Below are 13,690 nucleotides of genomic sequence, written 5' to 3' on the forward strand. Positions count from 1 at the left end.
AAAGCCATTGGATGGTGATCCAAAAAACAAGGTTGGAATAAATTAAAAACAAATGAAATCGAGCATGAGGTACCCGTCACACACGGGGATGATTAGAATTGCGAGATTCCATATGACCGCTAAAAAACAATTATAAACAGATGAAATCGAGCATGACGTACCTGTCACACACGGGGATGATTAGAATTGCGAGATTCCATCTGACGGCAAAAAACAAATTATAAACAGATGAAATACTCAATAACGGGAATAGGGGCTTTAGCTCTTTTCAGCTTCTTTTCTTGCGGCAATACCGGTTCAAAGCAGGTGGACGGAAAAGTGCAAATCAAGGGCCAATTGGAAAACACCCCTAGTGGATATGTCGTGTTATCCCAATTTACAGACAATAGACCTAAGGTATTGGATACTCTTTCGGTCGACGATTCTGGGAAATTTGACTATGAGCTGGAAGTAGATACCCCGACTTTTTATGAACTCAATCTCTATGGGCAGCGCTCTGTTCGGCTGGCTTTACTCGATGAGGATGTAGAAATCAACTATGACTTAAACAGTCCTTCCAGCTTGGAAATTAACGGATCCCAGGATAGTAAAGAAATGCTAAAATTGGAGACCTTGATGAATGAGTATCAGATCCAGGTAAACAATTTAAATGAAGCCTATTACGAGGCTATGGGAAATAATGACACCGAAAAGGTGAAGGAAATCCAGTCTCAAGCGCTTCTTTTGGAGTCAAATCAAGCAGAACGGGTCAAAGAAACCATCACGAGCATGGGAGATAGTTTTGCTTCTTTAGCTGCGATTGGCTTGTTGAATCCCAAAAATGACTTTCCATTTATTGATGAATTAGTTGCACGTCTGAATGAAAAATATCCAGGTACCAATTCGATTCTTCAAATGAAACAGCAGCTTGATGAAATGAGGGCACTTTCTGTCGGACAACCTGCACCAGAGATCGAACTCCCTACTCCGGATGGGGAAGTAGTGAAGCTTTCAGACCTACGAGGAAAATATGTATTGATCGATTTTTGGGCGGCCTGGTGTAAGCCTTGTCGAGTAGAAAATCCCAATGTGGTGAGGTTATACAATCAATATAAAGACAAGGGATTTGAGGTATTTGGGGTATCCTTGGATCGGAAGAAAGAAGACTGGGTAAAGGCCATTGAAGAGGATGGACTAACCTGGACTCAGGTATCGGATTTGCAGTATTTTAATTCTGAAGCGGCTGAAACGTATCAAATTCAAGCGATTCCGGCAACTTACATGATTGATCCAGAGGGAAAAATTATCGCTAAAGATCTAAGAGGACCTAGTTTAGAAAATAAATTGGCCGAGTTGTTTGATTAAACAACCGGCTGCTACCGCAAAAAAAGACCCTGCCTTTTGAGAAGCAGGGTTTTTTTGTGAGCAGAAAATTTCAAAAGGAAGGAAGGATTAAAAATACCAAACAATCCTCCCTTTAAAAATCGTGACTTCGAAAAAGGAATAGCAAAAGTTGTTTATCACCCGAGACAAAACTAATGAAAATATTCAAAAGAAAAACAAACCTTAAATAATTGCTTTCTTATTAAAGTGCATTAAAATAATAATAGGTATTATTATTCCAATTTTATGATTTCAAATATGCCATTTCCAGCCTGTATTCGATTGTATTAAATAATTGTGAAAAAGATTTTTTTTACAAAAAAAAACCGACCCTAAGGATCGGTGGATATTTATTGGAAGAAGAAACTTCATTTCTTTTCGATTTTCTCAAAGCTGGCTATGACGCCTCTGACCATAGCTGAGCTAAAGCCCTGATGCTCCATTTCATTAAGGCCGACAATGGTACAACCCTTTGGTGTGGTGACCTTATCAATGGCCTCCTCAGGGTGCATGTTTCGTCTGATCATTAGTTCAGCCGCCCCCTTTACTGTTTGATTGACGATTTTGCTGGCCGTGGCGGCATCAAACCCGATTTGAATTCCGCCTTGAATCATGGCTCGGATAAAGCGCAAGACATAGGCGATTCCACAGGCTCCCAAAACAGTTGCTGCTTCCATCAGATTTTCATCGATTGGAATGGTAAACCCGATGGCATCAAAAAGGTCTTGGATGACTTTTACTTGATTTGATTCTGCATTTTGAGAGCAAATGCAAGTGATGGACTCTTGAATATCTGCTGCGATATTTGGCATGGCCCGAAATGCCACTGATCTAGGATCAATTACCTCAAAAATTTCCTGTAAAGAAATTCCAGTTGCCAGAGAAACTATCAGTTGTTTCTCAGGAGCCAATTCGGATCGGATTTCATTTAAAATCGGAGCGATGGTATAGGGTTTTACCCCTAAAATTAAGATATCAGCATATTTAGCTGCTTGAAGGTTGTCATGGTGAACATGAACTCCCATCGCTTCAAATTCGGCTAAGGATTTCGTGTTTCGTTTGGTCAAGGTTAAATTTTGGGGTTTAAACTCTTCCAACTGAAGAAGGCCGTTGGCAATTGAAGTTCCTAGATTGCCACAACCAATTATTGCAATTTTTTGATCGAGAAGTTTCAACTTTTCAATTTTTAAGTGAATGTGTTGAATAAAGGTAAATAAAAGGAGGGTTTTATTAAAGAAATTAAAATTTACACAATCCTGTAGTATGAACTTTTTGAAAAGAATACTTGATAATAGGTAAAGTTTATTTTACATTTGGTAAAAATAATTTGACTTATGAAAACAGATCCGCTATTTAATGTCCCCCTTTTTGCTCCGATTTGGAAGAAGATTGCTTTGATCTTTTTCCCCTTACCGATTGTGTTAGTGATTGGTTTAGGCGTTGTGAACCCGGAATTTGATCCGAATCAGGTGGCTCAAATAATTTATGGGTTTTGGGCGATTGCTTTTGCAATATTGAATTTAACCCGAGAAAAAGTCGAAGATGAAATGATTCAGAGGATGAGACTCAAATCATTCCAAACTGGTTTTTTTTGGCTGATTTGGGGAGTGGGTGCTTTGATGCTGATCAATTACATTCGATTTGAGCGGTTTACTTCCGAAATGTTTACCGCCTTTTTGGTGCTTTTCCTGCTGAACATTTATATCTACGCGGCCTTTCAATTACAACTCTACCAATCCAAAACTGCCCAAGACCATGACTAATTTACTTTCAAAGATTCTCCTTCCTCATCGCTATCAGCAACTCGGCTGGTTTTCCTTAATCCCATTTGCATGCTTTGCTTATGGATCTGCTTTTCATGATTTTGAGTTGAAATGGCTAGATTTAGGGCCAATTTCCGTTCCAAATGCATTTGAGGGGACCGATAATAACCTAAGCAATGAATTGTCGATATTGGGCTTGTTTTCCGCTTTGTTCTTAATTTCCTTTTCCAAGGAAAAAAATGAAGATGAGTACATTCAAAAGCTTCGTCTAGACTCCATTTTGATCTCCTGTTACCTGTATTTTTTTCTCCATATGGGGGGAGCATTGGTATTTTACAGCCTCGATTATCTATCATTTTTATTCTTTAACCTGTTTTCGATTCCCCTGATATTTATCCTTCATTTTCGCTGGACACTATTCGGACAACATAGAACTATGGAGCTATCTTTATGAAAAATACGATCAAAGTAGAGCGGGCCAGACATAATCTCACTCAGCAGGATTTGGCTGAAAAAGTGCAGGTTTCCCGGCAAACCATAAATTCGATCGAAGCGGGAAAATATGTGCCTTCGACGGTGTTAGCCTTGAAAATCGCCCGCGTATTTGAAATTGCTTTGGAAGATGTTTTTCAACTGGAGGAAGAAGATTAATTCTATGGTAAATTGGAATAAAACTCAAATTCCACAAAAAGCGGCATGATTTTGTCGCTTTTGCTTTTTAATCCCAAGTGAGGTGGGTTTTTGTTCAAAAATTAGAATTGATTTAGGTTGAAAACCCTTTTATCTTATACATTTGTAAGCTTATCTTTTATTCGATGATGCCTAAAATAATTCGAATTACCACTGTTCCCCTTTCCCTTAAACTTTTGCTTGCTGGTCAAATGAATTTTTTGAGGGAGAAAGGTTGGGATATAATAATGGTTAGTTCAGGAGGGAGTGAAATTAAATCAATTGAGAAAAAAGAAAATGTAAGGCATGAAATAATTCCTTTTACGAGGCAAATAACACCTTGGCAAGATTTAAAATGTGTAATAAAGTTATATTTTCTGCTAAAAAAGGAAAAGCCTAATATAGTTCACACACACACTCCTAAGGCGGGATTATTAGGAATGATCGCAGCGAATTTAGCCGGAGTCCCAATTAGGATTCATACTGTTGCAGGAATTTTAGCTATGGCGTCAAATGGTAGAAGAAAGAAATTCTTAGAAAAAGCCGAAAAATTCACTTATTCGAATGCAACCAATATCTGGCCTAATTCCAAAGGGCTGTATGATTTTGTGCTTAAACAAAAACTTTGTCCGGAATCAAAAATGCGAGTGATCGCAAAAGGATCTTCCAATGGCGTGGATTTGGAAAAATTCAATCGGAAGGCACTGAAGGAGAATCATTTAGTTGCCGCCACCATGCGGATTTTGCCTAGTGAAGATGAATATTTGATTTTGGCCGTGGGTAGACTAGTCAAGGATAAAGGTGTGGAAGAATTGGTAGAAGCATTTTTGGGATCCAAAATTGTCAATCAGTCTAAGCTGATTTTGCTTGGTGAATTCGAGCAAAAACTCAATCCACTTAATCCGACTACCATTCAAACGATTCAGGACCATCCACGTATCGTACAGATCGATTGGACTGATCATGTGGCCCACTACATGGCTTTGGCCGATGTTTTGGTTCATGCCTCACATCGTGAAGGCTTCCCCAATGTACTTTTAGAGGCAGGAGCCATGCAACTGCCTGTGATTTGTTCAGATATTATCGGGAATACAGATTTAATTTCACAGCAGAAAACAGGATTGATTTTTCCGGTAAAAAATGTAGAAGTTTTACGAGAAGCATTGGAATTTGCGTTCGTCAAAAGAGATCATATGATTGCGTTGGCGGAAAACTTATATCAAGAAGTAAAAACCAATTATAATCGAAAATTTTTACAAGAATCAATTTTTTCAGCCTACCAGGAGCTTTTGAAGGCACACCAAACCAATGAATAGTTTATATTTGACCGATCAAAAAAGACGAATTTTTCATCTATGAAATATTTAGTGACCGGGACTGCCGGTTTTATAGGATTCCATGTAGCTCAAAAACTGCTCGAAAGAGGGGAGGAGGTCGTAGGACTTGATATCGTAAATGATTACTATGATATTGACTTGAAATTTTCCCGCTTGAAACATATGGGAATCGGAGCTGATGCTCGGGAGTATAACCGAATAGTTCAGTCCAGTATCTTTCCTACGTATCGGTTTTTGAGGATGGATTTAGCTCAAAAAGATTCCCTTCTCGAACTTTTCAAAGAAGAAAAATTTGACGTGGTGATCCATTTGGCTGCACAGGCGGGAGTTCGCTATTCGTTGACCAACCCAGAGGTTTATATTGAAAGTAATATTGTGGCTTTCCTGAATATTTTGGAAGCTTGCCGATACTACCCGGTAAAGCATTTGGTTTATGCCAGTTCGAGTTCCGTCTATGGAAGTAATGAAAAGATGCCCTTTTCTACTTCCGATAATGTGGATCATCCGATTTCACTTTATGCAGCTTCGAAGAAATCCAATGAATTAATGGCGCATACCTACAGCCATCTGTTTGGAATCCCAACTACAGGTTTACGCTTTTTTACTGTTTATGGTCCTTGGGGAAGGCCCGATATGGCCTTGTTTTTATTCACCGAAGCTATTCTTAAAGGCGAACCTATTCAGGTGTTTAATTATGGGGAGATGAAGCGGGATTTCACCTTTGTCGATGATATTGTTGAAGGTGTGATCAAGGTAGCAGATCATCCTGCTCAACCAAATCCTGATTTTGATGCACAAAATCCCGATCCGGGTAGTGGGAAAGTGCCCTTTAAGATTTATAATATCGGCAATTCCTCTCCGGTCTTGTTGATGGATTACATCAAAGCAGTAGAAAAAGGGTTAGGAAAGAAGGCAAAAATGAATCTTATGCCCCTTCAACCCGGTGATGTTCCCGCCTCCCATGCAGATGTGGATGATCTGGTTCGCGATGTGAATTACAAACCCAATACTGCGATAGAAACTGGAGTGAAAGCATTTACTGATTGGTATTTGAAATATTATAAGGTTAACATAAATGAGTAAGCATATATTAATTACCGGTGGGGCAGGTTTTATTGGCTGTCATGTAGTTCAACTTTTTGTTAACAAATATCCTGATTATCAAATAATTAATCTAGATGCGCTAACCTATGCCGGAAATTTGGAGAATTTGAAAGAAGTTGAAAATTCCCCGAATTATACTTTTGAGAAAGTCGATATTCAGAATGCAACTGCATTGGAGGAGGTTTTTAAAAAGCATCAAATCACCGATGTGATCCATTTGGCAGCTGAATCTCATGTCGATCGCTCGATTTCCGATCCTCTAGCTTTTGTCAAGACAAATGTTTTTGGCACAGTTAATCTGTTAAACGTTGCCAAAGAATACTGGAAAGATGACCTGCAAAGTCATTTGTTTTACCATGTTTCCACCGATGAGGTGTATGGTTCCTTACCTGAGGGCGGCTTCTTTTTAGAAACGACCGCCTATGATCCCCAGTCACCTTATTCTGCCTCAAAAGCAGCTTCTGATCACTTTGTTCGTGCGTATGCCAATACCTATGGAATGCGTACAGTAGTTTCCAACTGCTCGAATAATTATGGTCCCAATCATTTTCCCGAAAAGTTAATTCCGCTTTGCATCAACAATATCAAAAATGAAAAACCCATCCCTATTTATGGAAAAGGGGAAAATGTCCGGGATTGGCTTTTTGTAAAAGATCATGCCCGAGCGATTGATACGGTTTTTCATCAGGGAGAGGCTGGAGAAACCTATAATATCGGTGGATTCAATGAATGGAAAAATATTGATATTGTCCGGTTGCTCTGTAGAAAAATGGATGAGAAGTTGGGACGTGAGGTGGGCACATCTGAAAAACTGATCACCTTTGTCAAAGATCGGGCAGGACATGACTTACGCTATGCCATCGATGCCACTAAAATCAAAAATGAACTCGGTTGGGAGCCCAGTCTTCAGTTTGAAGAAGGCATTGAGTTAACCATTGACTGGTATTTAGCCAATCAGAACTGGCTGGATCATGTTACCTCAGGAGCTTATCAGGATTACTACAAGGAACTATACGAAGATTAAATGGAAAGGCTGCCGAAACTAAAAAGGCTGCATGCTTATTTTGCTCGACTTTGCTGATATTCCAAAGGGGTCATTTGGTAGGTTTCTTTGAAGCATTTGATAAAGTAGGATGGGGAACTGAAGCCGACAGAATAGGCGATTTCTGAAACAGTTTCATCTGTTTTTTCAAGCTTTTGGATTGCTTTTCGCAAGCGCTGATCTCGGATAAAGGCTGAGGTAGACAAGCCTGTTAAAGCAGTAAGTTTTCGGTGAAGCTGCATTCGACTCATGCCTAGCTTTCGACAGAAATCATCTACAGAAAAGTCTGTCTCCATAAAATCTGAATCGACCATTTCTTGAATTTTATGGAGAAATTTTTCATCTGTGGAGCTTGCCGCTATTTCTTTTGGAGAAATGAAATTTCCTCTTGAATATCGAATTCTGAGTCGGTTTCTAAGTTCAATGAGTTTTTCAATCCGCACTGCTAACTGTCGGGAAGAAAAGGGCTTTTGAATGTAATCATCGGCTCCCAACTCCAACCCCATGAGTTGGGTTTCTTCTTCGATTTTTGCAGTGAGGAGAATAAGCGGGATGTGGGAGGTTTTCTCATTGGTTTTTAGCTCTTTGCAGAGTGCTAGGCCATCCATCTCAGGCATCATGATGTCTGATAAAATCAAGTCGGGAATATGCTTGTAGGCCTCATAAATCCCTTCTTTTCCATCTGCAGCTTCGATAATGTGATACGAGTGGCTGAGTTCTTTTACTAGGAAATTCCGCAAACTTTTATTGTCCTCCACAATCAGGATTTTTGGTGCCTGATCACTCAATTTTGTCCTAGCCTCGGCAGGATTAATCCGGTCCATTTCCCATTCCTCTTCATCGACCACTTCAGAAGGGTGAAAGGAATATTTATCTACCGAGAATTCCATTTCGATCCCGTGGATTCCACTTTTTTCTTGACTCAATTTAAAAGAGCCATAATGAGAGAAAATTAGTTTCTCGATTAATTTTATTTTCAATTCAGGATCTGATCCTTCCTGTTCGGGAAGTTGGTTTTGTTTTCGTTTCAATGGAGGCACCAGATCAGTGTGTTTTTTGGGCGAAAAGCAGATGTGGAATTTTACTGCCTTATTTTTATAAATGGCCTCAAAACCAATAATGCTATGGTTTTCTGCTTCCTGAATAACAAAGTGAATTAGATTTTCTAGAATTCGCTCCATTTGATCGGAGTCAAACCAAACCTCAGTAATCAGTGGAATAACGGATTGAATCGTGAGATTCTTTTTGGCACTGAGGTAATAAAAGTTGACCAATACGGATTGAATTAAAAGCCCCAGATTACTTTTTCTGATTTTAAGGGAAGGTTTTTCTGCGGTGATTTTACGGATGGAAAGAATTTTGTCGATGACAATTAAAAGTTTTTTAGCATTCTCTTGAATGAGGTTCAATTGGGATTTTTGAATCGGGTTTTCACATTCCTGAATCAATCGTTCGGTGGGGCCCATAATCAGGGTTAGCGGAGTCCGCAATTCATGGGAAATATTACTAAAGAATGCTGATTTCAATTGGTCAATTTCCTGGAGTCGGAGTGCTTCATGGTTTTTGATTTCCAATTTGTAGCTCATCGCCCATCTCCATTTAAGGTACTGATAAATTAGAATGGAAAGGCCTGCAAAAAGAAGTAGGTAGCCAATTTTAGCCCACAGGGTTTGATACCAGTCTGGGGATATTGAAAAAGTGTAACTGACTGGATTTTCATTCCAAATCCCATCGTAATTACTCCCCTTAAATTGAAATTCATATTCTCCGGGATCCAAATTGGTATAGGTCACAGCATTAGTTCCCTGTTGGGTTTTCCAATTTTGCTCATAACCGAGAAGACGGAATTGATAGTGGTTTTTTTGAGGATCTGAGAAAATTAAACTGGAGAAATGAAAGGTTAAGTCGTTTTCATCCGGCCGAAAACGGTTATCGGCCTCTGGAGAAAACTCAGTTTTACCATTGGAAATTTTGGTGAGTGCAACTTTTGGGACACTTCTATTTGGGTTGAGTTCTTCTCCTTTGAAGTAGAGTATCCGATCAAAACCACCGAAAAATATACCCAAACTGGGGTCTGAAGTAAAAGCACCTGGATTAAACGGAGAGGCTAAATCTTCCGATTTGGTATAGTTGACCAAAGAAATGGAATGCTTAGATTTTTGTTCAATGGAAGTAATTCCTTGATCCGAGCTTACCCAAATCTTACCCATCGAGTCTGCGGTTATGCCATGGATTTGAACACCCTCCAGCTCACTTAATTCAGGTTTCTTTATCCAGGTATGGGTAGCTAAGTCCAGCACTTTGATCCCTTGATTACTTGTTCCTACCCAAAGGTGCTGGTGCTCGTCTTTATACAGGGTAGTCATTCTTTGGGGTGCTGAGAGCGAATCTTGAAGTGTATGGAATTCATCGGTAGTGGTATTGAGTTTAATCAGTCCTTTGGTCTTGGTTGCCACCATAAACTCCTCGTCACTCAATTGAACTAAGTCGATGATATGATTATCTGGAAAGGGATTGGGGACATTTCCACGATGCTTGTAGGATTTTACGATTCCCCTTTTGGAGTCAAACTGGATCAAGCCTTCGGTTCTGGTGCATAACCAAAAGCGATTCTGCGTGTCTTTAATAATTCTACCGATTTGATTGGTCGGTAGAGTAGGTTGAGTAGTTTCGTTAAAATGCCGAATCGTATTTTTCTGCGTATTGAAAATACTTAGTCCCTTATTTTGATATCCAATCCAGATTTCCTCTTCGATTCCTTGAAGACTTAAAATTCGATTTTCTTTTAAGCTAACTGATTTGTCAGAAGTGGAAGAAAAGGTCTTCCACTTTTTGGTATGTAGATCATAACGAATCAATCCATTTCCAGCACTTCCCATCCAGAGCCTCTTTTGGGGATCTACATAGATAGACCGAATATTTTCTAAGTGAATGAAATCGGGTGCCTGTTCATTGGAAATCACCTTGAACTTTTCCAAGAAGGGATCAAAGTAATTCAATCCTGCCCCCAAAGTTCCCAGCCATGTTGTACCGGCGTAGTCGTGGTACAAAGCTGTAATGTCATTGGCTTTGATGGAATTTGGCGCTGTTTTTTGATGGGGGATATGGTTGATTTTTTTTTGAGCGAGGTCATAGGTAAATACGCCTAATCCATAGGTGGCGATCCAAAGCTCACGTTCATTTTTCAATTTAAGATCCAGAATCGGGCTGTAAATTTTAGTTTTTAAGGTCAAAGAATCCAAGGGTTTCAAGGTTTGCGATGAATCAAAGGTATACACTCCATTTTCGAAGGTTCCGATGTAGAGCTTACCGTTCCGGTCAAGAGTTGCGGTACTAAATAAAAATGAATCGGTGGCGGAATGAGTATATAAAGTCTTGAATTCTTTGGTGTCGATATTGATTTTTCCCAGTTGACTTTTGAATAAAATGAAGAACTCATGAGTTTTTTTTGGGTTTTTGAAAATTCCGATCATTTCCTGGTCAGCTTTTGCCAAGATTAATTCCTTGGTTTTTTCATCTGGATCATAACTGTAAAGCTGACCACTCAATGTCCCAAAGAGAATGTTACCTGATTGGGTTTCTGCCATGGAAGTAACCGAATTGAAATTGGGTATGGAAATGAATTCATTTTTTTCATTATCAAATAAATTGGGATGAAGGGACCCGGAAATCGTCCAAATCCGATTTTTGGAGTCGATCATTAAACTGCTTTTGAGCAAAAGATCTCCATCGAGTAGGAAATTGAAAAGGTGGGGATAGGTTTTGATTTCGTAGCCGTCGTATCGGTTTAATCCTTTTTCGGTAATAATCCAAAGGAATCCCTGCGGATCTTGTTCCAGATCCAAAACCCGATTATTTCTCATTCCATCAGGCATCCAAACCTGATGGAATTTTGGGTTTTCCTGTGAAAAAGCCGGGTAAAAAGAAGGGCCTCCAACAAAAATCAGGATGAAGAGAAATGCGATATTTTTCATGGTGTTCTAGTTCATGAAAATGAAATTATCATTTGATCTGATCTAAGATCGCCTATGTATCAAATTCTTTGTAATTGGATAATTGTTACATGAGCCAAATAATGATTGCTTTTTCAGGGAAAAAAATGCGTAATGTTTGTTTTAAACTTCTCCAATATGAACAAATAAATGTATTTTAGACCTTCCTTTTCACCTTACTGTTTAGCTAAATCAATGTTTTATGATCAGAGTTGCCATTTTGGATGACGAATCCAAATCTATCCGATCGTTGGTGTATGAATTGGAGCAGTTTGAAGATCGTGTGGAGATAGTCGCGCAATATACCCAGGTAGAAGAGGCTTTGATTCAGCTGGCAGAAAATGAGTTGGATTGTCTATTTTTAGATATTGAAATGCCCGGAATGGATGGATTTCGGTTTTTAGAGAAATTACCGGTCAAATCCTTTGAAATCGTTTTTGTTACAGCCTATTCCGAATATGCCATTCAGGCTATCCGGGAACGGGCCTTTGATTACTTGCTCAAACCGGTAGATGGGGAGGATTTGGATCGGGTACTGACCAAATTAGAAATCGAAAAATCCAATCAGCCAGCCCCGGTAACGAAAGGAAAAGTAATTTTGAATACTGATCAACAGATGCATGTAGTGGATCCAGATGAGATTTTGTTTTGTCAAAGTGAAGGAAGTTATTCTTGGGTAGTTCCTCATTCAGGAAACCGGATTATGGTTTCCAAGAATCTCAAACATCTGGAAGGGATTTTACCTGATCGACAATTTTTTAGAATTCATCACAGCTATCTAGTCAACATGGATCGGATCACAGTTTTGGATAAATCCCATTCCCATGTAATCCTAGATTCTGGGGTACGTTTACCACTTTCCAGGCTTCGAAAAAAGGAATTTTTGGAAATCTTAAAATTAACCCAAAGGCCAAGCTGATGGATGGAATAATCCCCTTTTTACAAGACAGCAATTACAATGGATTAGGTTTTAGTATCATTTCAATCCTTTTCTATTTATCCATTTATCATTTTGTCCTCTACCTCAAAAACAAAGACAATTTTTATCTCTTTTACAGTACCTACGCCTTCACCAATGTGCTGATATTGGTGCCGATTCCGTACAATGTCTTCTTGCAGGATATCTTTTTGGCCTATCCGGATTTTTTCATTCAGCTGGATTCTCCCTTAAAATTTGCCAGCTATATTCTATTTTCCTATTTCGTAATAGAAGTGCTGCATCTGAAAAATCATTTACCGCGTTTTGTAGCCTTTTTCAACTATTTCACCTTATCCGGAATAGGAATATATTTGGTTTTGGGGACTCTTGAGGTTTTTAAACCAGAATTAAACCTCCTTCAAACGTTCTTTTACTTTATCTTTTTGCCCATTTATTTTTTGGTGATGATTTATGGTTCGGTTCTTATCTTTCGAATCGATGAAAAAGTTAAGGGATATATTTTAACAGGATCTTTATTTTTAGGAGTAGGAGCCATTTTGTCAGCGGTGTTGACTGTAGGTCAACCTGCAGAAGTGATCGATCAGAATTTTTATGTGTATTACATCGGTGTTTTGGTAGAAAATCTTCTATTTACCTATGCACTGGCGATAAAACAGCGAGAGGTTTATAAAGAAAAGCTTCGGTTTCAGGAAGAGTTGGTCATTAAATTAAAGGAAAACGAGGAACTGAGAGAAATGCTTAATCAGCGACTTCAGAGTGAATTGGACCTGAAGGAACGACAAATTATTACTTTGGCAGCAGATGCTGAAACTGAACGAATGGAACGCATCAAGGCTCATTATGAGCGGGAAATCACTGAGCTCCATTTGCGATCACTGCGGAGTCAAATGAATCCGCATTTTATTTTTAATGCACTGAATTCAATCAAAGTATTTCTAATAGAAAATGATAAGGATCGGGCGATTTTATATTTGAACCGCTTTTCCAAATTGATTCGTTTGGTACTGGAAAGCTCACGGAAAACGAAGATTTCACTTGGAGAGGAGTTGGAAATAGCCCAACTCTATTTAACCTTGGAATCAATCCGTTTTGATGATGGAATTGAGTTTCAAATGGAAGTAGCCGAAGATGTTCGACTCAATCATATTGACGTTCCTCCTTTAGTATTACAGCCCTTTTTTGAAAATTCGATTTGGCATGGATTAATGAATAAAGCTGGGAAAAAATGGATAAGGGTAATGCTGAAGAAACAGGAAGGGGGGCATATGCTTTCCATACGGGATAACGGAATTGGAAGGAAAGCTTCGCAAGAGATCAATTCTAAGCGAACCATGAAAAAGGAATCCATCGGGATGAGTCTATCCAAGGATAGGTTGGAACTCTTCAATAAGAATGAATCTGTCCATTATCACTTCGAGATTATTGATCATTTTCTTGCCGAGGATTCGGGTACGGAAGTTATTTTTTGGCTGTAAATGAAA

Annotated in this window: 11 protein-coding genes; 9 read left to right on the forward strand and 2 right to left on the reverse strand. The window is 39.0% G+C overall.

The window, feature by feature from the left end:
- Positions 1-228 precede the first annotated feature (228 nt).
- The gene (locus Q0L00_RS00640) at positions 229-1,344 is read left to right on the forward strand and encodes a TlpA disulfide reductase family protein (protein ID WP_297334920.1); all 1,116 of its coding nucleotides are present in this window, start codon (positions 229-231) and stop codon (positions 1,342-1,344) included.
- Positions 1,345-1,730: 386 nt separating this feature from the next.
- Here Q0L00_RS00640 and proC read toward each other — a convergent pair whose 3' ends face one another.
- Positions 1,731-2,537, reverse strand: coding sequence for a pyrroline-5-carboxylate reductase (gene proC, locus Q0L00_RS00645; RefSeq protein ID WP_297334921.1), 807 nt, complete (start codon positions 2,535-2,537; stop codon positions 1,731-1,733).
- 159 nt (positions 2,538-2,696) lie between these two features.
- Between proC and Q0L00_RS00650 the strand changes: the two genes are divergently transcribed.
- The 6 genes from Q0L00_RS00650 to rfbB all read left to right on the forward strand — a co-directional run bounded on the left by Q0L00_RS00650 (position 2,697) and on the right by rfbB (position 7,259).
- Positions 2,697-3,125: a hypothetical protein gene (locus Q0L00_RS00650; protein WP_297334922.1), complete on the forward strand. Its 429-nt coding sequence runs from the start codon at positions 2,697-2,699 to the stop codon at positions 3,123-3,125.
- Positions 3,118-3,579, forward strand: coding sequence for a hypothetical protein (locus Q0L00_RS00655; RefSeq protein ID WP_297334923.1), 462 nt, complete (start codon positions 3,118-3,120; stop codon positions 3,577-3,579). Before Q0L00_RS00650 ends, Q0L00_RS00655 begins: the two co-directional genes overlap by 8 nt.
- Positions 3,570-3,776, forward strand: coding sequence for a helix-turn-helix transcriptional regulator (locus Q0L00_RS00660; RefSeq protein ID WP_363318482.1), 207 nt, complete (start codon positions 3,570-3,572; stop codon positions 3,774-3,776). The genes Q0L00_RS00655 and Q0L00_RS00660 overlap by 10 nt, the downstream gene beginning before the upstream one ends.
- 230 nt (positions 3,777-4,006) lie before the next feature.
- Positions 4,007-5,110: a glycosyltransferase family 4 protein gene (locus Q0L00_RS00665; protein WP_363318483.1), complete on the forward strand. Its 1,104-nt coding sequence runs from the start codon at positions 4,007-4,009 to the stop codon at positions 5,108-5,110.
- Between the two features lie 39 nt (positions 5,111-5,149).
- Positions 5,150-6,214: an NAD-dependent epimerase gene (locus tag Q0L00_RS00670; RefSeq protein WP_297334925.1), complete on the forward strand. Its 1,065-nt coding sequence runs from the start codon at positions 5,150-5,152 to the stop codon at positions 6,212-6,214.
- Entirely contained in the window at positions 6,207-7,259 is a 1,053-nt protein-coding gene (rfbB, locus tag Q0L00_RS00675) for a dTDP-glucose 4,6-dehydratase (protein ID WP_297334926.1), read from the forward strand. Before Q0L00_RS00670 ends, rfbB begins: the two co-directional genes overlap by 8 nt.
- Before the next feature lie 35 nt (positions 7,260-7,294).
- On the opposite strand, the gene Q0L00_RS00680 is transcribed toward rfbB, so the two are convergent.
- Positions 7,295-11,251: a response regulator gene (locus Q0L00_RS00680; protein ID WP_297334927.1), complete on the reverse strand. Its 3,957-nt coding sequence runs from the start codon at positions 11,249-11,251 to the stop codon at positions 7,295-7,297.
- A 220-nt stretch (positions 11,252-11,471) separates the two neighbouring features.
- Between Q0L00_RS00680 and Q0L00_RS00685 the strand changes: the two genes are divergently transcribed.
- Both Q0L00_RS00685 and Q0L00_RS00690 read left to right on the forward strand, forming a co-directional pair.
- Positions 11,472-12,188, forward strand: coding sequence for a LytTR family DNA-binding domain-containing protein (locus tag Q0L00_RS00685; RefSeq protein WP_297334928.1), 717 nt, complete (start codon positions 11,472-11,474; stop codon positions 12,186-12,188).
- Positions 12,188-13,684 (forward strand): histidine kinase, encoded by a 1,497-nt coding sequence (locus Q0L00_RS00690; RefSeq protein WP_297334929.1) that lies wholly within the window; start codon positions 12,188-12,190, stop codon positions 13,682-13,684. The genes Q0L00_RS00685 and Q0L00_RS00690 overlap by 1 nt, the downstream gene beginning before the upstream one ends.
- Positions 13,685-13,690: the final 6 nt, after the last annotated feature.

It is taken from the genome of Algoriphagus sp. (genome assembly GCF_024305035.1).
GTDB lineage: Bacteria > Bacteroidota > Bacteroidia > Cytophagales > Cyclobacteriaceae > Algoriphagus.